This window comes from Fictibacillus sp. 5RED26 (genome assembly GCF_015903895.1).
Taxonomy (GTDB): Bacteria; Bacillota; Bacilli; order Bacillales; family Fictibacillaceae; genus Fictibacillus; species Fictibacillus phosphorivorans.
On sequence record NZ_JACZDU010000002.1, the window covers coordinates 526,461 to 549,386 of the forward strand.

General features: G+C 42.1%; 22 protein-coding genes. 16 read left to right on the forward strand and 6 right to left on the reverse strand.

The features are described from left to right. Positions 1-23: 23 nt before the first annotated feature. Complete coding sequence (locus tag IHV10_RS10825) at positions 24-1,970, reverse strand: acyltransferase family protein (RefSeq protein ID WP_231619504.1); 1,947 nt, start codon at positions 1,968-1,970, stop codon at positions 24-26. Positions 1,971-2,229: 259 nt separating this feature from the next. On the opposite strand from IHV10_RS10825, the gene flaG reads away from it, so the two are divergent. Genes flaG through IHV10_RS10845 form a run of 4 tightly spaced genes read left to right on the forward strand, consistent with a single transcriptional unit; the run spans position 2,230 to position 4,889 of the window. Continuing rightward, positions 2,230-2,568 carry a flagellar protein FlaG gene (gene flaG / locus IHV10_RS10830; RefSeq protein WP_312035266.1) on the forward strand — a complete coding sequence of 113 codons (339 nt, stop codon included), beginning with the start codon at positions 2,230-2,232 and terminating at the stop codon, positions 2,566-2,568. 21 nt (positions 2,569-2,589) lie between these two features. Continuing rightward, entirely contained in the window at positions 2,590-4,107 is a 1,518-nt protein-coding gene (locus IHV10_RS10835; protein ID WP_197129963.1) for a flagellar hook-associated protein 2, read from the forward strand. A gap of 30 nt (positions 4,108-4,137) precedes the next feature. After that, positions 4,138-4,539 carry a flagellar export chaperone FliS gene (fliS, locus tag IHV10_RS10840; protein WP_066397945.1) on the forward strand — a complete coding sequence of 134 codons (402 nt, stop codon included), beginning with the start codon at positions 4,138-4,140 and terminating at the stop codon, positions 4,537-4,539. Beyond that, positions 4,539-4,889: a hypothetical protein gene (locus IHV10_RS10845; protein WP_197128982.1), complete on the forward strand. Its 351-nt coding sequence runs from the start codon at positions 4,539-4,541 to the stop codon at positions 4,887-4,889. The genes fliS and IHV10_RS10845 overlap by 1 nt, the downstream gene beginning before the upstream one ends. Positions 4,890-5,118: 229 nt before the next feature. Here the strand turns inward: IHV10_RS10845 and IHV10_RS10850 are convergent, their stop codons facing one another. After that, a complete protein-coding gene (locus tag IHV10_RS10850) occupies positions 5,119-5,904 on the reverse strand; it encodes an AAA family ATPase (RefSeq protein WP_197128983.1) in 786 nt (261 codons plus the stop codon). Between the two features lie 77 nt (positions 5,905-5,981). Further along, entirely contained in the window at positions 5,982-7,088 is a 1,107-nt protein-coding gene (locus IHV10_RS10855; RefSeq protein WP_197128984.1) for a citrate synthase/methylcitrate synthase, read from the reverse strand. Positions 7,089-7,202: 114 nt separating this feature from the next. On the opposite strand from IHV10_RS10855, the gene IHV10_RS10860 reads away from it, so the two are divergent. Then, on the forward strand, positions 7,203-8,081 hold the full coding sequence (locus tag IHV10_RS10860) for a LysR family transcriptional regulator (RefSeq protein WP_197128986.1): 879 nt from the start codon (positions 7,203-7,205) through the stop codon (positions 8,079-8,081). A 16-nt stretch (positions 8,082-8,097) separates the two neighbouring features. On the opposite strand, the gene IHV10_RS10865 is transcribed toward IHV10_RS10860, so the two are convergent. Continuing rightward, positions 8,098-8,361: a YqhV family protein gene (locus IHV10_RS10865; RefSeq protein ID WP_171005664.1), complete on the reverse strand. Its 264-nt coding sequence runs from the start codon at positions 8,359-8,361 to the stop codon at positions 8,098-8,100. Between the two features lie 202 nt (positions 8,362-8,563). Here IHV10_RS10865 and IHV10_RS10870 point away from each other — a divergent pair, with 202 nt between their 5' ends. From IHV10_RS10870 to IHV10_RS10895, 6 genes are all read left to right on the forward strand, one after another. Next, on the forward strand, positions 8,564-9,763 hold the full coding sequence (locus IHV10_RS10870) for a DUF819 domain-containing protein (protein ID WP_197128988.1): 1,200 nt from the start codon (positions 8,564-8,566) through the stop codon (positions 9,761-9,763). Between the two features lie 224 nt (positions 9,764-9,987). Then, the gene (locus IHV10_RS10875) at positions 9,988-10,185 is read left to right on the forward strand and encodes a cold shock domain-containing protein (RefSeq protein ID WP_066245425.1); all 198 of its coding nucleotides are present in this window, start codon (positions 9,988-9,990) and stop codon (positions 10,183-10,185) included. A gap of 240 nt (positions 10,186-10,425) precedes the next feature. Further along, the gene (cspC, locus tag IHV10_RS10880; RefSeq protein ID WP_077359956.1) at positions 10,426-10,626 is read left to right on the forward strand and encodes a cold shock protein CspC; all 201 of its coding nucleotides are present in this window, start codon (positions 10,426-10,428) and stop codon (positions 10,624-10,626) included. Between the two features lie 422 nt (positions 10,627-11,048). After that, positions 11,049-11,603: a ribosome hibernation-promoting factor, HPF/YfiA family gene (gene hpf / locus IHV10_RS10885; RefSeq protein WP_144697887.1), complete on the forward strand. Its 555-nt coding sequence runs from the start codon at positions 11,049-11,051 to the stop codon at positions 11,601-11,603. Positions 11,604-11,805: 202 nt separating this feature from the next. Further along, on the forward strand, positions 11,806-12,288 hold the full coding sequence (locus tag IHV10_RS10890) for a DinB family protein (RefSeq protein ID WP_197128990.1): 483 nt from the start codon (positions 11,806-11,808) through the stop codon (positions 12,286-12,288). Positions 12,289-12,567: 279 nt separating this feature from the next. Further along, a complete protein-coding gene (locus IHV10_RS10895; protein WP_197128992.1) occupies positions 12,568-14,196 on the forward strand; it encodes a long-chain fatty acid--CoA ligase in 1,629 nt (542 codons plus the stop codon). 365 nt (positions 14,197-14,561) lie between these two features. Here IHV10_RS10895 and IHV10_RS10900 read toward each other — a convergent pair whose 3' ends face one another. Next, entirely contained in the window at positions 14,562-15,185 is a 624-nt protein-coding gene (locus IHV10_RS10900; protein ID WP_197128994.1) for a hypothetical protein, read from the reverse strand. Between the two features lie 212 nt (positions 15,186-15,397). On the opposite strand from IHV10_RS10900, the gene secA reads away from it, so the two are divergent. Further along, entirely contained in the window at positions 15,398-17,917 is a 2,520-nt protein-coding gene (gene secA / locus IHV10_RS10905) for a preprotein translocase subunit SecA (RefSeq protein ID WP_197129004.1), read from the forward strand. Between the two features lie 130 nt (positions 17,918-18,047). After that, a protein-coding gene (prfB, locus tag IHV10_RS10910) for a peptide chain release factor 2 (RefSeq protein ID WP_225218695.1) occupies positions 18,048-19,146 on the forward strand; the annotation gives its coding sequence in 2 pieces (ribosomal slippage) (positions 18,048-18,110 and positions 18,112-19,146; 1,098 coding nt in all). Between the two features lie 289 nt (positions 19,147-19,435). On the opposite strand, the gene IHV10_RS10915 is transcribed toward prfB, so the two are convergent. Further along, a complete protein-coding gene (locus IHV10_RS10915; RefSeq protein WP_197129008.1) occupies positions 19,436-19,588 on the reverse strand; it encodes a hypothetical protein in 153 nt (50 codons plus the stop codon). Positions 19,589-19,947: 359 nt separating this feature from the next. On the opposite strand from IHV10_RS10915, the gene IHV10_RS10920 reads away from it, so the two are divergent. From IHV10_RS10920 to tatC, 3 genes are all read left to right on the forward strand, one after another. Continuing rightward, complete coding sequence (locus tag IHV10_RS10920) at positions 19,948-21,579, forward strand: PhoX family protein (RefSeq protein ID WP_197129011.1); 1,632 nt, start codon at positions 19,948-19,950, stop codon at positions 21,577-21,579. Positions 21,580-21,636: 57 nt separating this feature from the next. Next, positions 21,637-21,822 carry a twin-arginine translocase TatA/TatE family subunit gene (tatA, locus tag IHV10_RS10925; protein WP_197129014.1) on the forward strand — a complete coding sequence of 62 codons (186 nt, stop codon included), beginning with the start codon at positions 21,637-21,639 and terminating at the stop codon, positions 21,820-21,822. A gap of 303 nt (positions 21,823-22,125) precedes the next feature. Then, positions 22,126-22,890 (forward strand): twin-arginine translocase subunit TatC, encoded by a 765-nt coding sequence (gene tatC / locus IHV10_RS10930; protein WP_197129017.1) that lies wholly within the window; start codon positions 22,126-22,128, stop codon positions 22,888-22,890. Positions 22,891-22,926 lie beyond the last annotated feature (36 nt).

The window sequence follows — 22,926 nt, forward strand, 5'->3', positions numbered from 1 at the left end:
TTTCGGATGATTGGCTTTCTTTTTTAATCAATATGTTTAATTAAGAATTTTGCATACTCTTTTGCACCAGTGAGCGTTAAATGTACGCCATCGCTACCGATATATTCAGGGTGTGACTCACTCATCTCGAACCAGTCCACAACTTTAACATGTTTGTACTCCTGAGCAACAGTAGTAATCGTCTCATTCACTTCCCGCTGCCAAGGCTTAGGAACACGCGCTGTAATCATATAAATATCTCGATCACCGATTAGCTCGATTAAGTTATGCATTCTCTTTTCAGATAGTGGCCCGTTCGCTCCAAGCTCAATGACAACAATCTCTCCTAAACTGCCTGAACTTTTCTTCTGCTGAACGATATCTTCTGCTTCTCTAAACTGGCGCCCGATCTTCGCGTCCACTTTTGCATTTGGGAATACTTCCTCTATATGAGGTGTCACATCAATCATAACGGAGTCGCCAATGACTGAAAGTGAGCGTGTATCTTGAACAGGTTCTTTCTCTTCGTCTTTTTCGTTAGATGGCTTATTTTCAGAAGGTTTTTCTTCAGGCTCTTCTGCCGGCTTTTCGACTTCAGCACCATCAGGCTTGGGCTCTGGTCTCACCGTATTCTCTGGCGGTGGCTCTTCATTGCCAACTTTGTCTTGAATAGCAGAGATTACTTTACCTTTACTTAACGCTACTGAAGTTGTCGTGAAGCCGATCGCAGATACGCACATGAAAAGACCTAAGATACAAGCTGTTAACACAAACCGCCCAATAAACGACCGCTCACGTTTCCATTCACCGCGTTTCACCACTCTACAGAATCTCGATAGCGCACCTTTACGGATCGGGTTCTCGATGTATTTCCAAGACAGGTTAGCTAGCACGAAGATCAGTACAATTTGAAATGTCGTTCTAAAAAAGCTTGGTGCATCCGCTCCCCATTGAGGGCTCGTCAGAACAATCACCGGGAAGTGCCATAAATAGATTCCGTAAGAACGAACGCCGACCCAACGTAACGGTTTAAAGCTCAACCATGTGTTGAGTCTGCTTGATGGGTGAACCATTACGGCTACTACTAACAGAGCTGCAACAGATATAGCGACCATTCCACCTTGGTAGAGGAAGTCTTGATATTGGTCCGTGCTTGCAAACATGTAAAAGATAAATGCGAGTGCAGATAGTCCGACAAAGTCTAGTTTCCAACGAATCTCAGGTGGTAGCGTGCTAGACAGTTTGCGGCTCGGCCAGATGACGGCAAGGCTTGCTCCTAGTAAAAGGGAGAACACGCGTGTATCTGTTCCGTAATAGACACGGCTCGGATCTGCACCTGGTTCGTACAGAATTGCCATGAGTGCTGCTGAAAGGAGTGCACCTACTAGCATCATAGAAAATAGGGAACCTTCACGCACTTTCATTTTTAATAGGACGATAATGACCAATGGCCATAGGATATAAAATTGTTCTTCCACCGCTAGACTCCAAAAGTGGGTTAGTAGGGAAGGGGGTCCAAAGCTTTCGAAATACGAAAGATCTTGGAATATATACCACCAGTTGCTCACATAAAAAATTGCTGCAACGGTATCTTCTTCAAGTTTTTCAAGCATGGCTGGCTCGAACAAGGTTACATATGTGACGACGACGAGAAGCATCGTAAACATGGCTGGCAATAACCTTCGGGCTCGGCGGATCCAGAAGCTTTTAAAGTTAATCGAATTTGTTGTTACATATTCCGAGATTAATAGATCGGTTATTAAATATCCTGATAAAACAAAAAAGACAGTAACCCCTAGTAGACCGCCTGCCGCCCATTCAAAATTAAGATGATAGGCGATAACTGCAAGTACGGCGATGGCCCTTAGTCCATCGAGGCCAGTTATGTATCTGTTTCTGTGTAGAGGTTGTTCCATGGCTTTCGTTTGCTTAACGTTTGAGTTAGGCTGTTGGCTGCGTTTTCGTTGTTGCTTTGAGTGTCGGTGTTTCATTACTGCCAGAATCCTCTCGTTTTCAATTTTTCATTTTTTAGAGTATGTATTGCTATATGTAAATGCCGCAGACATTATTGGTCATTTTTCTACATTTTATATGTTCCTAAGCAACTATTTTACAATAAATAATTAGAAGATTGAGTAGTTTCATAGAATTGTAATAAATTTTTTTTCTAAGCTTCTTTCTTTACTCTTCCTCAACAATTTTTTTATTAATCCGATATAAATTTTAGAGAAAATAAAAGGGGCGATGAAGGTGGAACTGCAATCAATTAGTTCTCCTGTATTTCAAAAGTCTGAGCCTGTGCTTAAAAGCCAAAACCAACCAGAACAAACGACTCAAGCCGAAGCTTCAGTACAAGGGAAACCAACGAAAGAATCACTAGAAAAAGTGATTCATGCGATGAACGATATGTTAAAGCCAACACACACTTCTTCAAAATTTGTGCTTCACGAAAAGTTGAACGACTATTACGTTCAGGTCGTGGACGAAGTAACACAAGAGGTGCTCAAGGAGATTCCAAACAAAAAGTTCCTTGATATGTATGCGGATATGATTGATTTTATGGGTATTTTTGTAGATAAAAAAATTTAGGGACGGTGATGAACCGTGAGTATGAGAATTGGCGGATTAGCGAGCGGAATGGACATCGATACGATCGTTGGCGACTTAATGAAAGCAGAGCGCATCCCACTCGATAAACTGGCGCAGAAGAAAACAACACTTGAGTGGCAGCGTGATGACTACCGTTCGATGAATAAGCTATTAACCGATCTCGATCGTTTCGTTTTAGACGGAATCGCTCTTCAAGGGACGTTTAATAAGAAGACCGTAACCAGCACGAATCCAATTGCAGTAACTGCGACTGCAGCGGGAAGTGCTTCTAATATTACGTCTAACATTAAGGTTACTCAGCTGGCAACAGCAAGGAATTGGGTATCTGCACCAATTTTAGATACTGGTGTTAATGCAAAGGGATCGGAGTTACTAAAAGACGTAAGTGCATCATTTGGAACAACACCCATTGAACTGAAACTTAGAGTTCAGAAACCAGGGAATGCAACATTAGAAGTTGAGAAAACAATATCAATCGACCCGACAAAAGATACATTAGAATCTGTTGCTAAGAAATTTTCAGAAGCAGGGCTTGAAATGTCTGCATTTTATGATGAATCTACGGGGAAATTTGCGATTTCAAATAACTTAACAGGTGAAGGTTCGAATCTTTCTCTTGAAAGTGCTGATACAGTAACATTCTTTTCTAATCTTGGCTTTTCAGTTGATGGAACAAAACTTGGGGCGTTAGGTTCTGATAACGGAACAAATGCTAAGTTTGATCTTAATGGGATTACTGGTATACAACGTACATCCAACAACTTCACAATCAGCGGAGTTTCCTATTCATTAAAAGCAGTAGGAGAATCTACCATCAGCTCAACCACTGATACTGAAGGTGTAATTACTTCTATTAAAGATTTTGTGAAAAAATACAACGAAACGATTGAAGCAATCAATAAAAAGACTGCTGAAACAAAGTACCGTGATTTTCCTCCTCTAACGGATGCACAGCGCAAAGACTTATCTGAAAAAGAAGCGGAACTGTGGGATGAGAAGGCGAAGAGCGGGATGCTGCGTGGAGATTCTATCCTCTCGAGTGGATTGAACACGATGCGTTCGGTTCTATATGCTTCTGTTAATACGGGAGATACGAAATATGATCAGCTTTCTGAGATCGGAATCACAACTTCTCGTAACTACCTCGATAAAGGGAAACTGGAGATCGATGATAAGAAACTAAGAGAAGCATTAGCTGCGAATCCTGAAGCTGTGATGAAAATGTTCACTGGTGATAGCACTAATAATGTAGAAGGCATTGCAAAAAAATTGCGTGCCTCGATCGATCAGACTGTCGACAAAATTGAGCTAAAAGCAGGAAATGCGCTTCGAACAAATGCTCAGTTTACGCTAGGTAAAGAGTTAACTGATGTAGACAAGCGTATTTCAGCTTTTGAAGATCGTTTGAAGCAGGTTGAAGACCGCTATTGGCGTCAGTTCTCAGCCATGGAGTCAGCGATTCAACGTTCCAACCAACAATCCATGTACTTAATGCAGCAGTTTGGCGGCGGACAGTAATTTTAAACCAAAAAGGAGTGTTACCTTTACATGTCCATACTTAACGCAAACAAGGCGTATCAAAATAACTCAGTCCAAACGGCGTCTCCAGGAGAGTTGACGCTCATGCTCTATAACGGATGTTTGAAATTTATCGGTCTCGCTCGAACGGGGATCGAGCTTAAAAATACAGAACAAAAGAATACAAACCTATTAAAAGCGCAAAAAATCATTCAAGAGTTGATGGTCACGCTGAACATGGACCTTGAAGTATCGAAGTCATTGATGACGATGTACGATTACATCAACCGTCGTCTGATTGAAGCGAACATTCAAAATGACGTGAAGATCTTGGATGAAGTGGAAGACTACGTGCTGGATTTCCGCAACACGTGGAAAGAAGTTATTCAAATTAACCGCCGCATGCAGCATGGCGAGACAGGGCGCGTGTAATGCCTGCCGTAAAAATTTTGCTCGAGATTACGAAGAACCTGTATGATCATGTGAGCGCAGGTTTGCCGAAAGAAGAGCGCGAATCGTATATCGAGCGTTTAAATGAATTACTCGATCAGCGACAAGTAACTATCAGCAACTTACCTGGCACGTACTCTGAAGACGAACAGCGTATGGGGCGTTTAATCGTTAAGATGAATGAGACAATTGATCCACTGTTGGCTCGGCAGTTTGAAGAGATTAAGCATAACCTTTCGACGATGAAGAAAAAGAAAGAAAAAAACACCCGCTACGCAAACCCGTATCAATCGGTTTCAGTGGATGGGATGTATTTTGACAAAAAGAATTAAGGTTGTTAGACCACGAGGAGTCTTCTTCTTGTGGTTATTTTTTGTTGCTTTGTAAGTAGTTGACCTCCGCTCCAGGTGTTTCGCTTTCCGCGGGGCGTGCGGTGAGCGCACTTGCTGCTTTGCACCCTAAGAGGTCTCACCTGACCGCTCGTCCCGCAGGAGTCTCACACCTTACGCTCCAATCAACTTATCAAGCAGTAAATGAACAAAATCTACTAAAACTAATCTTTTACAAATGCCTCAAAAACCTCTCCGGGCTCTCTAAAAAGTTTTTCGTAATCTGCACGTGTTCAAGATCTTCATAAGAAGTTGGAGCGGGTGGAAGGGAATCGAGACTGATAATCTCTGCACCGGGATAGGCCATTAAGATGGGAGAATGAGTCGCGATAATGAACTGTGCGTTTTGTTGCTCCATCTCTTTTAACATCGATATAAAACTTAACTGCTTCATAGGGGATAGCGGAACTTCTGGCTCGTCGAGAATGTATAAGCCGTTCGGGCGAAAACGTGATTGAAAGAAATCTATAAAACGTTCTCCGTGTGAACGAAACTCGAGACCGTCATTATAAAGTTCTTTGAGTTCAGCTAGTGTTCGATTGTGTGGAAGGGATGCAAGGCTCTTGGCATAAGCAGACTTGTCTTTGTACTCTACTTCGATGTTAGCTAATTCTTGTAATGCGGTCTCTTTCATTTCTGCTGCACGCCTCACAAAGCTAACAAAGTCTTCTGCGTTCAAAAAGAATCCCTTTTTCGTTTTCACACTCCACGTCAATTTTAATTGTTTGGCCAATTTTTTGATGGTGGTGTTCTCTTTTTCTGTACGATTGATCTGAACAGAACCGGCTTGATCTGCGATTGCCTCGAGCAAAGTTGATTTCCCCGTACCATTTTCACCTACTAAGATGGTGACAGGTTTTTGAAAGTGAAGAGAATCAAACGATTGAAGAAGCGGAAGTTGAAATGGATATCCTTCTTGTTTTTTCTCTTTTCTATATAGAATTGATTTTAGAATCACGAAAAAGCACCTCTTTCTCAAAGAGTTCTTACTTTCAATTCTACCACTGAGTTTAGAGGTGCTTCTATATGGAATGGCTATTCTTTAACTGTAACTTTATCGTGAAACTTTCCTGTATATACGGATTGAGGGCGGTAAATCGTGTTGTCTTCTGATTGTTCTAAAATGTGAGCGGTCCATCCGACCATTCGGCTTGCTGTAAAGGTAGGGGTGAATAAAGCAGGATCTAGTTCGATCGCCTTCATAATCGCTGCGGCGTAAAATTCAACGTTCGTATACAACGCTCTGCCTGGTTTGTATTCTTCGAGCAATATTATCGCTTTTTTTTCTACATCCAGCGCGAAATCTAACCACTCATCTTTACCGACTAACTCTAATAATTTTGCTTTTAGCGCAACAGCTCGTGGATCGTGTGTTTTATAAACACGGTGACCGAATCCCATGAGCTTCTCACCATTCTCCAACTTCCCGCGTATCACTTGTTCAGCACTTCCAGCTTTACGAACTTCATCAAGCAAGTCAATGACCGCTGAAGGTGCTCCGCCATGAAGAGGTCCTTTCATCGTTCCGATTGCAGATGTTGCGGCTGAAACCATATCTGATTCGGTTGATGCTGTAACGCGTGCTGAAAAAGTGGAAGCGTTCATGCCATGCTCGAGCGTTAGGATCATGTAGGTTTCGAGCGCTAGTGTATGGGCTTTGGTGGGAATCTCGCCAGTTAACATATATAGATAGTTTTCAACATGACTTAACTCGTAGGACGGCTCAACAAAAGGTTTGCTATCCATACGACATGTCCAATAGCAAATGATAGTCGGAACAAGATTCGTTAACCGAAGGGCTTGTGAAACGGTTGGCTTCCATCCATAGCTCGAAACACCTTCAGAGGAAATGGCCGTTCGGATTACACTCATCAAATCCATGTCTTTAGGTAGGTGATCTAAGATATTTTTTATATGAAGAGGAAGCTCACGATTTCTTGTAAGTTCGCTTTTGAGATTTTGTAATTGTTCATCGTCAGGAAGTTCACCGAACCAAAGAAGGTATGCCACTTCTTCAAACGAAAAACGTGAAGTAAGATCACCAATTTCATAACCTCTGTAGATCAGCTTGCCCTCAGTACCATCGATGTGGCTGATCGCGGTTTCCGCTGCAACAATTCCTTTTAGTCCTTTTTGCATCAAGATTTCCACTCCTTCCATTATTTAGTATCATTGTATAGAATGAAAATGATTTACGATATTAATTGTTTTTAATTGATTTAATAAGAAAAGTTAATCAGGAGGGATTGAAGGGAGATGGAATTCTCTTGGCTACAAACGTTTATCACTGCGGCAGAATGCGAAAATTTTAGAAGAACGTCTGAAATTCTTCATGTTTCTCAGCCCTCTGTTTCAGTACATATTAAAATGTTGGAATCTGAATTAGGGATGTCACTATTTTTACGAGATGGTAGAAGAGTGAAGCTGACGGCTGAAGGGAGAAGGTACCTGCAGCATGCGAGAAAACTGATGGAAGTGTATGAAAGTGGACTTGAAGATCTAAATGCGTTTCAGCAAGGCTATGATACGAAGCTTTGTATCGGAATCTCACCGCTCATTGCAGATACGATTTTGCCTTCTGTTTTGAAACGATATGTAAAAGCCAATCCCGATGTGGAGATTTCGATAAAAATTATTGATTCAGAAGATATTGAGAGAGCGGTTTTAAACGAGGATGTGGACCTTGGGCTTTCTTGTTTAGGAAGTTCGCATGCTGAGATTACGAGTCAGATGCTTTATCAAGACAAGATCGTTTTAGTGGCACCGCATGATGGGTTGGATTTTGAAGCAGCGCCCCCCCTTGATGAAAAAGAAGTGTTGCTCTCTAACTACCTATTGACCCATAACCATCCAGGATATTGGGATGACCTTTGCAGACGCGTGAAATCCCGTTATCCCGGCGTTCGGATGATGAAGGTGTCTCAGATTCACATAACAAAACGATTTATTGCGGAAGGGTTAGGAATCTCGTTCTTACCGTTATCAACCGTAAGAAGAGAGCTGTTAGAAGGACGATTGCTAGAGGTGGACTGTGACTCAGTGGACATTCCGGATGCTCATACGTATGCGTTAACGAAGTACAATCATGGAAAACAAAAAGAGTTTCTGACGTATTTGTCTGGGTATCGGTTTTAATTATCTTATTTTTTATTTATCTCTTAATCCCATAAACAATACAAACGACGCCTAACATGATCCAGATCAAGCTGCCGAACGACAATTTTGTAGATAATCCATAGATCCCAAGCGTCATCGTCGAGAAAAAGATGATCGGCCCGATGATGGAAAGCAGGGAATTGATGACGAGTGCTCGCTCTACCGTATTATAGTGCAGCATGAAAAGTGCTGCTGTAATCTCTAGGGTACCGGATAAAATACGAATGGCCGCCATAGCTAGTACGACTTTTTCAATCATTTGCAGCAACGTCCATTGCCTCCTTTTAAACAACTGTTTAATGTTCCTACGCTGTATAGTGCATTATATGTGGGCAAGCTCCGATTAGAAGTGTAAAAAAGTTGCTACTATTCCCACTCTTTGCAATTGAAGGACTATACAGGTAATGATTGTTTTTTAGTGTATACTTGTCACTTAAGTCTTTTTAAGGGGGAATAGGGATATGTTTGCAACATCAAACGGACCGCTCATTCAGGAGCCGATGGCGATTTTTGCTTATCTAGTAGCGCTAGTTGGCTTCGTATTCATCTTGGGCGAATCCAAAAACCACATTCTACGGAAGTTTTTCCATTATGCGCCGCCACTGATCTGGACGTATTTTTTGCCGATGATCTCAACGACTCTTGGCATCATACCTTCAAGTTCTGATTTATACAGTTTTGTTTCCGCTTACATACTGCCGGTTGGATTACTGTTATTGCTTTTATCTATCAATGTAAAAGCGACACTCAAACTTGGACCGAAAGCGATCCTCATGTTCTTAGCGGGAACGGTAGGTGTAATCGTTGGTGGACCAATAGCGCTCGCGATCTTCCAGCCGTACTTACCAGAGGACGCTTGGACAGGTGTAGCTGCATTAGCTGGAAGCTGGATCGGGGGCTCTGCGAATATGGCAGCGCTCGTTGAAGCAGTGGACACACCAGAACACATTCTATCACCGATCATCGTTGTTGATACGGTTGTTGGATACAGCTGGATGGGAATCATGATTGCACTTGCGGGTTATCAAGCTCGTTTTGACAAGTGGAATAAAGCTGACAACCGCATCATTGGAGAAGTGAACAAGCAGGTTGGTGAGCTTGAGAAAAAGAATGCTCGTCCGATCGCCGTACCTCAATTGCTTGCAATTCTTGGTCTTGGTTTTGGTCTAGCGTTTATCGTAGGGAAGTTTTCCGAGAAGCTGCCACAAGGAGATATTTTAAACACTGCTACTTGGACAATCATGATCATCTCTGCAATTGGAATCGTGCTATCCTTTACAAAAGTTCGTGAACTTGAAAATTACGGAGCGAGTAAAGTAGGGTACGCAGGAATCTATCTATTGCTTGCTACAATCGGAGCAAAAGCGAACCTGATCTATGTCGTAGAAGCACCTCAATATATTTTAATGGGAATCGTATGGCTTGCCATTCATATTCTTTTCTTGTTTGGAGCAGCTAAGTTATTGCGTTCTCCTATGTTTTTCGTTGCGGTTGGCTCACAAGGAAACATCGGTGGGACAAGCTCTGCACCTGTTGTAGCTTCTGTTTTCCAACCAGCGCTTGCACCAGTCGGCCTTTTAATGGGGTTACTCGGTAACATCGTTGGAACGTATGGCGCAATTGTTTGTGCAAAGCTCGCACAGATGGTTTCGCAAATGTAAACTTTTAAGAACTGGTCAATATTGATCGGTTCTTTTTTGTGGAAATATTGCATAAATGAGGTTTAGTGTGTATTTTTATGCGTAAATAACTGCTGATATTTTTCGACAAAACTTCTTATTTTTCGCCAATCTTAAGCCTTTGACAACTTTTTTGGGTATATGTCATACTATAAAGTGTATAGAAGATCTATACAAAGATTCGCATGATGAAGGGATTGTGAAACATGTTAGGAAAAGTAAAATGGTTTAACGCAGAAAAAGGTTTTGGATTTATCGAGCGCGAAGACGGAGACGATGTGTTCGTACACTTCTCTGCAATCAACACGGACGGATTCAAGAGCCTAGATGAAGGTCAGCAAGTCGAGTTTGATATTGTAGATGGAGCTCGTGGGCCTCAAGCGGCTAACGTAACTAAACTATAATTCCAGGCAATATGACCATACTTTTAATCCCGTCTGTTCAGGCAGGCGGGTTTTTATTATTAGAAAATATTTCATAATATGAATGATTAGTTTGCATCATAAGGCAATCACTGTTATGATGGTGATAGATTATTTTTGTTCGGCGTAAAAGATTGTATGAGTTTCGACTTTTCTTCTTTAGCAATACTTTGGGCAAGAGTAGCAATATATCGTGTGGTAACGCACTAGGAGGCAACAAACATGGAACAAGGTACAGTAAAATGGTTTAACGCAGAAAAAGGTTTCGGATTCATCGAGCGCGAAAACGGAGACGATGTATTCGTACATTTCTCAGCTATCCAAACTGATGGTTTCAAATCTTTAGACGAAGGTCAAAAAGTAACTTTCGAAGTTGAGCAAGGTGCTCGTGGCGCTCAAGCTGCTAACGTTCAAAAAGCATAAGCTTCGTTATACCAAAACAGGTTCTCTTAGAGCCTGTTTTTTTGTTGTTTAAAAAAGTTTACATAAAAAAACCCCCACTCAAGGATCGAGTGGGGTGATGGAACAGGTTTTGTAAAATGTTTTAAGCTTTAAAGGTTAATTCCTAGTATACCACATAGTTTGAAACTTACAGAATGTAAGTCAAATTTATTTTTTGCATCAAAACTGAATTGGTAAATATAAGAAACGGAAATTTTGTTTCATAAAAATATTTTTTTGAATCGTGGCTGATTGGATCTTTTCCCGGTCTCATAAGGTTTGTAGCCATTGTAAAGAATTTGTCGATAGTGTAAAAATATTGTCAAAATATTTTAAATGTTACGGAGGAATTCTTTTGGGGTATATCGAAATATATATACATCACCGAAAGGAGGAGTTAAGTTATGCATTTTAACATTCGTGGAGAAAACATCGAGGTGACAGAAGCCATTAGGGCTTACGTTGAGAAAAAGGTGACGAAACTCACAAAATACTTTAACGAAACTCCAAATTCTGAAGTACACGTCAATCTAAAGGTGTACAATAATGAACAATCCATTGAGGTTACGATACCGATGAAGGGCCTACTGCTTCGTGCAGAGGAACGTCATTTGGATTTATACGCTGCGATTGATTTGGTGGTAGAAAAATTAGAGCGTCAAATACGAAAACACAAAACAAAAGTAAACCGTAAATTTAGAAATGCTGAAGGCACAAAGCACATGTTTGCTAACGGTACAGAAGGCGTATCAACGGCACTGTTAGAGGAAGAGGACGATTTCGAGATCGTACGTGAAAAGCGATTCGATCTGAAACCGATGGACACTGAGGAAGCAATCCTCCAAATGGGATTACTCGGCCATAACTTCTTCGTTTACAACAACGCTGAATCTGGTGAGATGAACGTCGTGTACAGACGTAAAGACGGCAAATATGGCCTGATTGCAGGAACGAACTAACATATACCAAACTAGACTACACACCCCATGATTCTTCTGGGGTGTGTTTTATGTTTTAGGAAGCAAGGTTGCCGATATAATCTAGAACTCGTCGATATAATTGAAAACTCGCCGATAAAAATGGATTCTTGCCGATATATTCTAAATCTCACCGATAAAAGGTAATTCTTGCTGATATTTTCTAAATGAAGGAGCCACTACTATGAAAAACGATATTCTGTTGAAACAGCTCGCAGCTTTTCGCCACGATACCTTGAGTGCTGTGGAAGGACTGAATGAGGAGGAAGTGGATTTTATTCCTGAGGGTTTCAACAACAACATTCGCTGGAACTTGGGGCATATTTTTTTGGATCAGTACGATTGGCTGTATCATAAAACGCGTGAAGATAATCCTTCACCGATTCATTATCGAGAGTTATTCGGATTTGGAACGAAGCCAGAGAATTGGCAGCAGACGCCTCCAACGCTTCAAGAGCTTCGTCACCGTTTGATGGAGCAGGTACAAGTGATTCAGGTGCAGTTTGGTCATCGACTCCACCAGGAGCTAGATGAACCAACTGAACTTGGAATGAATACTTTTGCGGAAGTGTTGCCCCGCACGTTTTATCATGAAGGTCTTCATTTAGGAACGATCCTTGCTATAAAAAAAGCGATTCACCTTCAAAAACAAACACAAGCAAAATAAAAAAAGTGCAGACTCTACGTCTACACTTTTTCTGCTTTCCATACAGATACATCTCTCATTTTATTCTCGTTACTACTTCAATTATTGTAAATGTAACGCACATTCACGATGATCTTTCAAACTTTTTTCAGCTTTGAAATATTTTTCGTGTTTTTCTGCGTTTTGTCTTAGGAATCTGTTTTAACAGCAGGATTTTGAAGTAGGTAAGGGGAACTAGTGAATAACAAGAAAACGCTTACACTAATGACTATGTTTACTATTTAAGGAGGAGAAGTAGTTATGATGATGAATGTGCCTTTTCGAGTTACAAGTATGCTAGAACATGCGGAGCGGTATTTTGCTAAAAAAGAAGTAACGAGCCGCACGATGTCCGGGATCAGGAAGTTCAGCTACCGGGAGATTGGTGAGCGAACACGCAGGCTTTCGAGCGCGCTAAAACGCCTTGGTGTTCAAAAAGGTGAGCGGGTTGGAACACTTGCATGGAACCACCATCGTCATCTAGAAGCTTATTTCGCCATTCCAGGTGTTGAAGCTGTACTTCACACGATCAATATCCGACTTTCCCCTCAGCATATTGCATACATTATCAATCACGCCGATGACCAGATTTTATTCGTAGATCAGGACATTCTACCTCTTGTTGAAGCTCTTAAAGACCATATTCCGAATGTAAAAGCGTATATATTGATGACGGATGAAGACGAGTTACCGCAATCGCCACTTCAACCTCTCTATCATTATGAAAAACTATTAGAAACGGGTGACCCGGCATACGAATTTCCACAGGATATCGATGAAAACGACCCTGTTGGAATGTGCTATACGTCTGCCACGACAGGAAACCCAAAAGGCGTAACGTACACGCACCGTTCGACCGTGCTTCACTCAATGTCACTAGGACTTGCTGATGGCGGTTCTGTATCAGAAAGTGATGTTCTTATGCCAGTTGTGCCGATGTTCCACGTAAATGCTTGGGGACTTCCATATGCGGCAACCTGGTTCGGTTCGAAGCAAGTGATGCCTGGACCGCGATTCACGCCACAGCTTTTAGCGGAACTGATTGAGATGGAAAAAGTAACCTTTGCTGCAGGTGTACCAACGATCTGGATGGGGCTTCTTCAAGAACTCGAACAGAATAGTTATGATACTTCTAGTCTTCGAGCGGTTATTTGCGGAGGATCTGCTGCACCTAAAGGGATGATAAAAACGTTCGAAGAAAAACATAACATTCCGTTTATGCATGCTTATGGTATGACGGAAACGAGTCCACTTGTAATCGCAACGCGACTGAAAACGTATCAAGAGGGTCTGGACGAAGAAACGAAATTTGATTACAAAGCAAAACAAGGTTATGTCGTGCAAGGTGTTGAGATGAAAGTGATCGGTGCGAACGGAGAAGTGAAGTGGGACAGTCACGAGATGGGTGAGCTTTTGCTGCGTTCAAACTGGATCGCGGACGAATATTATAACGATGATCGGACAGAAGGGACGTTCAATGATGGTTGGCTTCATACCGGGGATGTCGTTACGGTAGATGAAGAAGGCTTCGTGAAAATTGTCGACCGGACGAAGGACCTTATTAAGAGTGGTGGTGAGTGGATATCGTCCGTTGATCTAGAGAATGCGATCATGGCGTTTCCAGATGTTTTCGAAGCGTCTGTTATCGCCGTCCCTCATCCAGAATGGCAGGAGCGGCCACTCGCATGTGTCGTGTTGAAGCCTGAGGCAAAAGGAAAAGTGCCGAAAGAAGATATTGTGGAGTTTTTGAGGCCGCAGTTTGCGAAGTGGTGGATTCCAGACGATATCGTGTTCATGGACGAGATCCCGAAAACGTCGGTTGGTAAGTTTTTAAAGCGAACATTGCGTGATCAGTTGAAAGATCATTATATGACGACTGCGAAATCGTAAAAATGTATGCAGAGAACTTCTCAAAAATTGAGAAGTTCTTTTTTATGCGCAGGGGAAGAGGATTATCCCCTATAAAATTGTGAGTTATAGGAAAAAGTACGTATCTGATGGACATAAAGTTGTTATGTCTACCTCAAAAATACATCATAAAATATATTCACGGATAGTTGCTTTTTATTCACGGTAATTTGCAATATATTCACGTATAACAGCAATAATTTCACGGATAAAATTATTTATCGAAAGTTCGACAAAGCGCACTATCTATCTCCTGGATCCTTCTGTCCAACACTCAAAAGACTCGATTTAACAAACAAAAAAACACCACCCTCTGTAAACCACGAGAACAGTGCCCAATCTACTACTTATTCTTTTACTTCTTCCTCAAGCCATTTACCTGTTTCCGTCACGTCCCAATAATCACTAGCTTTGTAGCCGTTCAACGATATATCGAGATCGTGAAAGATGCGGTGAACGCCTTTTAGTGGCTCTACACTCTCAGAACTTTTACTTTTCTCAATTTTATCAAGAGCGGTCTCGATGTCTGCCTTTAATGGACCCGCTACATAAGGCAGAATCTTATTTCGTATATCAATTTCTATTTCTTTTAATACAGGTGTATGTGTGTCTATGTTATATTTCGACCATTTATCATAGCCGAGCTCACCGTTCCAAAATTCATGAATCACATTGATTCGTCTTTGGATCTCGGTCTTTGGAACTTCAATGGTTGGCTTGAAAAGAGCAGTGCCGCTCGATTTTTCAGCCTCCGTTAATTCCTCATCAGACGGTGTATCTACACTCGCTGCAGAATTTGGTCCGAACAGTGAATAATATCCCCAAGTGCCAAGGCCTCCGATGATGAAGAAGCTGAGAACGAGGGTGAGAATGATCGTTTTGCTTTTTTCACTTCGCTGCTTATTTTGGTGCAGCTGCGCTTTTTGTCCTTGCCCAGCGTTATTTGTCCTGTCTAGATTTGTGTTTTCCATTCAGAACCTCCCCCATCCATCTTTATATTATTTTACCAAAATTTAGGTCTACAGTCTCTATGAAAGTATCAAATTTTTCACATATATAGGAAGTTTCTTTACGATGAATGCTACAATTCCGATGAAAAGATTTGGGATTTCTTGTGGCTCGTTTCACAAACTGGTAGAATAGAAGTGGTATATAATTTTCGAGAACAGGGAGCGTTATTCGGATGATTAGCATTTTGAAAAAGATTTTTCCAAGTTCCAATGACCGAACGTTGAATAGATACGAAAGAGTTGCGGAAAAAGTGGAAACGTTAGCTGAAGAGTTTAAGGCTTTAAATGATGAAGCTTTGGCGAACAAAACGGCTGAGTTCAAGAGCCGTATCGAAAAAGGGGAATCTCTGGATGACCTTCTCCCTGAAGCGTTTGCGACTGTGCGTGAAGCATCAGCTCGTGTATTGAACATGCGTCACTATCCTGTACAGATTATGGGTGCGGTTGCGCTTCATGAAGGTAACATTGCAGAAATGAAAACCGGTGAAGGTAAAACACTAGTTGCGACAATGCCTATTTATTTGAACGCACTAGATGGCAAAGGTACTCACGTTGTTACAGTCAATGAATATTTGGCTCGTCGTGACTCTGAGATCATGGCGCCGCTATACAATTTCTTAGGTTTAAGTGTTGGGTTGAACGTATCTGACCTTTCGAAAGAAGAGAAGCGTGATGCGTACGCAGCTGACATCACTTATGGTACGAACAATGAGTTCGGCTTCGATTATCTGCGTGACAACATGGTGGTTTATAAAGAACAGATGGTTCAGCGCCGTAACTATGCGATCGTCGATGAGGTTGACTCGATTTTAATTGACGAAGCGCGTACACCGTTGATCATTTCAGGTTCCGCCCAAAAATCAACTCAGCTTTATCAGATGGCGAACATGTTCGTGCGTCAGCTGAAAAAAGAAACAGACTACACAGTAGATGAAAAGACGAAGAACGTTCAGCTTTCTGAAGAAGGTATCAACCGAGCGGAGCAGATGTTCTCGATCGATAACTTATATGATTATCAGCACGTAACATTGAATCACCACATTAACCAAGCGTTAAAAGCGAACATCATCATGCAGCGTGATGTGGATTACGTCGTTCAAGATGGCGAGATTGTGATCGTTGACCCGTTCACTGGACGTTTGATGGCTGGTCGCCGTTACAGTGATGGTCTTCACCAAGCGATTGAAGCGAAGGAAGGTTTGGAGATTCAGCGTGAGAGCATGACACTTGCGACAATTACGTTCCAAAACTACTTCCGTATGTACAATAAGCTTGCTGGTATGACAGGTACAGCGAAAACGGAAGAAGAGGAATTCCGCAACATCTACAACATGGATGTTATCTGTATTCCGACGAACCGTCCGATCGCGCGTGATGACAGAGCAGATCTTATTTATAAAACGATGCAAGGCAAGTTCAAAGCGATTGCGGCTGAAATCGAAGAGCGTCATAAAACAGGACAGCCGATTCTTGTTGGTACGGTTGCCGTTGAAACATCTGAATTACTTTCACAGCTTTTAACGAAGCGTAAGATCAAGCATAACGTGTTGAACGCGAAAAACCATGAGCGTGAAGCGGAGATCATCGAAAATGCCGGTCAGCTTGGCATGGTAACGATCGCAACGAACATGGCCGGTCGTGGTACAGATATCAAGCTTGGTGAAGGAGTTCTTGATGTTGGCGGACTGCACATCCTTGGTACAGAGCGTCACGAATCACGCCGTATCGATAATCAGTTGCGTGGTCGTGCGGGTCGTCAAGGAGATCCAGGTTCGTCCCGTTTCTACATCTCGATGGAAGATGAATTGATGCGTCGATTCGGTTCTGACAACTTGATGACGATGATGGAGCGTCTTGGCATGGATGAAGAGACGCCGATCGAGTCTAAAATGGTTACGAAAGCTGTTGAATCTGCACAAAAACGTGTAGAGGGATCGAACTTTGATGCTCGTAAACAGCTTCTGCAATATGACGATGTTATGCGTCAACAGCGTGAGATCATCTATGCACAGCGTCAAGAAGTGCTAGATGCTGAGAACTTAAGTGATATCGTTCTTCGCATGATCGATTCTACACTTGAGCGAATTGTTACGGTTCATACACCAGAAGCGGAAGTTCAAGAAGAGTGGAACACGAAAGAAATCGCGGATTATGTAAATGCGGTCATGTTCACAGAGCCGACGTTCACAGAAAAGGATCTATTCGGTCTAGACCGTGAAGAGATCATTGAGAAGATTCAAGCGAAAGTACACGCGGCGTTTGCTGAAAAAGAAACACAGCTTCCTGCTGAACAGATCGCTGAGTTCGAAAAAGCAGTAATCCTACGTTCTGTTGATAGCAAATGGATGGATCACATCGATCAGATGGAACAGCTTCGTCAAGGAATCCATCTTCGAGCTTACGGTCAGAACGATCCGTTGCGTGAATACCAGTTCGAAGGCTTCGAGATGTTTGAGGCGATGGTTGCGGCGATCGAAGAGGAAGTTACGACATACATCTTAAAATCGCAGATCGAGCAAAACATGCAGCGTGAACAAGTAGCTGAAGGTAAAGCTGTTGTTCCGAGCGATAAACAAGATACAGCAAAAAAGAAGAAACCGGTTCGTAAAGCACAAGACATCAAACGTAATGATCCTTGTCCATGCGGAAGCGGAAAGAAATACAAGCAATGTCACGGAGCTGAACAAGAATAGAAAGTTGCGTGAGGGAAGAGAGTCTTTTTATAGGCTCTCTTTGCGCTTGTAATCAGATGTGAAAAAGGATTAACTTTAGCAGCGTTCGCATATTTTAAAGATGGAACAACTATAAGATGAGGTGCAAACTATGGATTTAGTAGAAGTAAAACAGGAATTAAACGTGATTGAAAAACGTATCAACGACTTTAGGGGGTCTCTTTGACCTCGATACAAAGAAAGCGCGTATCGCAGAACTAGATGAAGAGATGAGTGCACCAACGTTTTGGGATGATCAAAACGCAGCACAAGTCGTAATTAATGAAGCGAACGGATTAAAAGAACAAGTGAACGAGTTTGAAGAACTTGCTTCAGCTTATGAAGATCTAGAGATCGCGCACGAACTTGTAAAAGAAGAAGCGGATGAAGATCTTCAGAAAGAACTTGTAAAAGATTTAAAAACCTTGATCACGAAGCTGAATGATTTTGAGCTTCAGCTTTTATTGAACGAACCGTATGATAAAAACAACGCGATCTTAGAACTTCACCCAGGTGCGGGTGGTACAGAGTCTCAAGACTGGGCGTCGATGCTGCTTCGTATGTACACGCGTTATGCGGAGCGTCAAGGCTATAAAGTAGAAACGCTCGATTACTTACCAGGTGATGAAGCTGGAGTTAAATCCGTAACACTTAGCATTAAAGGACATAATGCGTATGGTTATTTGAAGGCTGAAAAAGGGGTTCACCGCCTCGTACGTATTTCACCGTTTGATTCATCAGGCCGCCGTCACACGTCATTCGTTTCGTGTGAAGTGATGCCCGAGATCACAGATGATACTGAGATCGAGATTCGTACAGAAGATCTTAAGATTGATACGTACCGTGCGTCTGGAGCAGGTGGTCAGCACGTTAACACGACTGACTCTGCTGTTCGTATGACACATATCCCAACGAACACGGTCGTTTCGTGTCAAACGGAGCGTTCACAGATCAAGAACCGTGAGCGTGCGATGAAGATGATGATGGCGAAATTGGTGCAGCGTCGTTTGGAAGAGCAGCAGGCACAGTTGAATGAGATTCGTGGTGAGCAGAAGGAGATCGGGTGGGGGAGTCAGATTCGTTCTTATGTTTTCCATCCTTATAGTCTTGTGAAGGATCACAGGACGAATACAGAGGTTGGTAATGTGCAATCTGTTATGGATGGCGAGATCACGCCGTTTATTGATTCTTATTTAAGGTCTAAGTTGTAAAAAACTAAATTGTTTTTGCTTCGAGGTTTTTGAGAGAGGTTGATCTGCGCTCTGGGTGCTTCGCTTTCCGCGGGGCGACCGGTGAGCCCCTTGCCGCTTTGCGCCTTTAAGGATCTCCACCTGCCCACTCGTCCCGCAGGAGTCTCACACCCTCCGCTCCGTTCAACTTGTCGAGGGTGTTAAACCAAAAACATTAAGTTACAAGCAAGCTTCAAATAACAAGCTAACAATAAAATAAAATAAAGAAACAAAAACAAAACTTCCGGGCTAATTGATTCCGGAAGTTTTTTTATCGTATGTGTGTGAGATCTCCCTCTTGTACGAGTTCGATCTTTCTATGTTGTCCGTCTGTTACAATCTCAACGTTTCCATTGTCATAAATCCAAACGACTTGATACTCCTGGCCGTTATAAATGACGAAACTCCCCACTTCTATCTGCATGGCTTCACTCCTAATAAAGCTCTCTAGTTAATTATACCTATCTAAGATGGAATGTATATTGGGAAAAAACATGGACGTGTGTCTTCTTTAGTATAAAGGAATTTCCCCTATTTTCCCAACTTATATTTTCTACAGCAGAAATCTTCATGTCATAAAAGGTTTGATGAGCTAATAATCAAATCCTTTTTGTATCGTACTCCTACCGTTAAGGTTGTTCATTTTATGTCGGCAAGCATCGTAACTTTATAAAAAACAAAAAAATCTTAAACGTTTGTTTAAATCCTCTACATAGTGGCTTAATATTTCGACAGTATTCTTATAGGTGCAACATCAATTTTATGGGTCTAGGGGGAAATGACATGGAAAAGAAGCCATTGGATAGAAGAACCTTTTTAACATATTTGGGTACAGGCGCAACGGCACTTGCTGCAGCTACGACAGGATTAGGCGCTTTATCAGACACAGCTAACGCTCAATCAGACAGCTTGATGCGCATGAAACCTCGTAAAAAAGGGTTTAAGTTTCACCCGATCGCACCAACGGACAAAGATGATCTTGTTTTGCCAAAAGGATATAAATATGAAGTGATTGCATCTTATGGTGATGTAATTAATAAAAATGGTGACACGTTTGGATTCAATAATGATTTTACGATGTACTTTCCGATCGACAAATCAAGTGAACATGGCTTGCTTTGGGTAAACCATGAATACACGAACCCATTATATGTGGAAGGTGAAAAAGTAAACGATAAATATACTTCTGCTCAGATCGAAAAGATGCTCTACAATCAAGGCGGTTCTATTATTGAAGTGAAAGTGAAGAACGGCAAGTGGGTAATGGATAAAAATTCGATATACGCTCGACGAGTAACAGGACTCACACCATTCGCACTAACTGGGCCAGCGAAAGGTACGGCAGCTGTAAATGGTGCAACAAAGGCACAAGGAACGTTTGCGAACTGTTCTGGAGGACGTACACCATGGAACACGGTTTTATCTTGTGAAGAAAACTTTGAGGATACGTCAAAAGCAGCTAATCTAGATCAAACGCATTATGGATGGGTAATTGAAGTCGATCCTTTTAATCCGAACTTCAAAGTCAGAAAGCACACAGCTCTTGGACGCTTCAACCATGAAAATGCTAGCGTTGGAATCTCGAACGATGGACGAGTCGTGGTTTATATGGGAGATGACAAAAAGGATGCATGTGTGTACAAGTTTGTGAGTAAAGGCAAATATGCCGCTGCAAAAGGCAAAGACAACAGCAAGCTTCTAGAAGAAGGAACACTTTACGCAGCAGATCTTGCAAACGGACAATGGCTTCCATTAACGATCGAAGCTGTTCGTGAAAAAGCAGCAGGGAAAGCTGACCTTTTAGAAAAGTTCAAAACACAAGGTGATGTAGTGGTTAACGCACATGATGCGGCCATCCTTCTAGGCGCGACACCGACAGACCGCCCGGAAGATGTGGAGATTTCACCACTGGATGGGACAGTATTCATCGCACACACGAACAACGACAAGCACGGTAACATTCATGGCCATATCACACGCTTTTTTGAAAAAGACGAAGATCATGGTGCGGAGAGCTTTGAGTTTGAGATCTTTGCAGCAGGCGGTCGTCAAAGTGGATTCAGTGCGCCTGACAACCTAACGTTTGATTCAAATGCAAACCTATGGACGGTGACAGATATTTCATCAAGTAAGCTGAATTCTGGTGCGTGGACAAGCTTTGGTAACAACGGCATGTTCATGATTCCTACGATCGGTCGTGAAAAAGGAGAGGCGTTCCAGTTTGCATCTGCTCCAAAAGAAGCAGAGTTAACAGGACCATCTTTTACACCGAACGAAAAAACACTGTTCCTAAGTGTTCAGCACCCTGGTGAGGAAACGGAAGATAAAGCTAATCCTACCAGCACATGGCCGCAAGTTCGTGGAGGCAACACACCGCGTCCATCTGTTGTAGCCATTACTGGTTTCAGATTCTAATTTCTCGTTAGCACGGAATAAAACGATTGATTACCAAAATTTGAGGAGGCAATCTACATGGGTTTCACAAACATCGGAGTACCAGGATTGATCTTGATCTTAATCATTGCGCTTATCATTTTCGGACCTTCTAAGCTGCCAGAAATCGGACGAGCATTCGGAAGCACGCTTCGCGAATTCAAGCACTCAGCAAAAGACCTCATGTCTTCGGATGAAAAAGAAGAAAAGCCGCAGTCTAAATAATGAAAAGTGGAAGATGCGGGCGCGGTTAAAGGCCGCATCTTTTTTCTTTATACCTGTTGCGATTTTAAACTCGTGGATTGGAAGCTGAAATTTGTGGATTGAGAGTCAAAACTTGTGGATTGAAAGCCTAAACTCGTGGATTGAAAGCTTAAACTCGTGGATTGAAAGCTTAAACTCGTGGATTGAAGGCTCAAACTTCTGGATTGAACTTCAATACACATGAATCTAGAGTCCAAACACGGCACAACAAATTAACAACAAATTAAAAATGAACCGCTATTTAAAGAAAGGAGGCTGTGTAGGATGAAAGCTGAAGAGATGTTTTTCGTTGAACACCTTGGTGAGCTTAGAAAACGCATTATTATCACGCTCGCGGTATTCATAACCGTTCTTTCTGTTTCATTTTTCTACGTTCAGCCGATTTATGACTGGCTGATTCGAGATCTTGATCAGCAGCTTGCCGTTCTTGGACCAAGCGAGATCTTATGGGTGTATTTTATGATATCCGGTGTCATCGCGATCGCGTTCACCATTCCGGTTGCCGCGCATCAGACGTGGATGTTCATCAAACCGGCATTGAGTAACAGAGAGCAGAAGGTAACGCTGTCCTATATTCCGGCACTATTCTTCTTATTCGTACTCGGTTTAGCGTTCGGTTATTTTATCGTGTACCCAATGGTTCTTAATTTCCTGCTAGGTCTATCGGAAGGGCATTTCCAAACATTCTTCACCTCAGAAAAATACTTTAAGTTCATGATGAATCTAACGCTTCCGTTCGGCTTTTTGTTTGAGATTCCGTTAGTGGTGATGTTCCTAACTTCGCTTGGTATCTTAAATCCAAACGTCTTAACAAAAGCTAGAAAAGTCTCGTATTTCGGACTTGTTGTCGTTGCCGTCTTGATCACACCGCCAGATTTAGTATCAGATTTTCTAGTCGTCATCCCACTGCTTGTCCTTTATGAGATCAGCATCATGCTGTCACGCGTGGTCTATAAGAAGAAGCTCGCGAAAGAACAGCTCGCCATGGAAGAAGAAAATAAGGTCGTGCAGATGAAACGTCCTTCATAAGTAATTTGAAAAGGAAGCCAATGTCGGCTTCCTTTC

Coding starts and splice junctions, on each gene's coding strand:
- IHV10_RS10825 (WP_231619504.1), bottom strand. CDS start 1,970: ATGAAACACCGACACTCAAAGCAACAACGAAAACGCAGCCAACAGCCT.
- IHV10_RS10835 (WP_197129963.1), top strand. CDS start 2,590: ATGAGAATTGGCGGATTAGCGAGCGGAATGGACATCGATACGATCGTT.
- fliS (WP_066397945.1), top strand. CDS start 4,138: ATGTCCATACTTAACGCAAACAAGGCGTATCAAAATAACTCAGTCCAA.
- IHV10_RS10845 (WP_197128982.1), top strand. CDS start 4,539: ATGCCTGCCGTAAAAATTTTGCTCGAGATTACGAAGAACCTGTATGAT.
- IHV10_RS10860 (WP_197128986.1), top strand. CDS start 7,203: ATGGAATTCTCTTGGCTACAAACGTTTATCACTGCGGCAGAATGCGAA.
- IHV10_RS10865 (WP_171005664.1), bottom strand. CDS start 8,361: ATGATTGAAAAAGTCGTACTAGCTATGGCGGCCATTCGTATTTTATCC.
- IHV10_RS10870 (WP_197128988.1), top strand. CDS start 8,564: ATGTTTGCAACATCAAACGGACCGCTCATTCAGGAGCCGATGGCGATT.
- IHV10_RS10875 (WP_066245425.1), top strand. CDS start 9,988: ATGTTAGGAAAAGTAAAATGGTTTAACGCAGAAAAAGGTTTTGGATTT.
- cspC (WP_077359956.1), top strand. CDS start 10,426: ATGGAACAAGGTACAGTAAAATGGTTTAACGCAGAAAAAGGTTTCGGA.
- hpf (WP_144697887.1), top strand. CDS start 11,049: ATGCATTTTAACATTCGTGGAGAAAACATCGAGGTGACAGAAGCCATT.
- IHV10_RS10890 (WP_197128990.1), top strand. CDS start 11,806: ATGAAAAACGATATTCTGTTGAAACAGCTCGCAGCTTTTCGCCACGAT.
- IHV10_RS10895 (WP_197128992.1), top strand. CDS start 12,568: ATGATGATGAATGTGCCTTTTCGAGTTACAAGTATGCTAGAACATGCG.
- IHV10_RS10900 (WP_197128994.1), bottom strand. CDS start 15,185: ATGGAAAACACAAATCTAGACAGGACAAATAACGCTGGGCAAGGACAA.
- secA (WP_197129004.1), top strand. CDS start 15,398: ATGATTAGCATTTTGAAAAAGATTTTTCCAAGTTCCAATGACCGAACG.
- IHV10_RS10915 (WP_197129008.1), bottom strand. CDS start 19,588: ATGCAGATAGAAGTGGGGAGTTTCGTCATTTATAACGGCCAGGAGTAT.
- IHV10_RS10920 (WP_197129011.1), top strand. CDS start 19,948: ATGGAAAAGAAGCCATTGGATAGAAGAACCTTTTTAACATATTTGGGT.
- tatA (WP_197129014.1), top strand. CDS start 21,637: ATGGGTTTCACAAACATCGGAGTACCAGGATTGATCTTGATCTTAATC.
- tatC (WP_197129017.1), top strand. CDS start 22,126: ATGAAAGCTGAAGAGATGTTTTTCGTTGAACACCTTGGTGAGCTTAGA.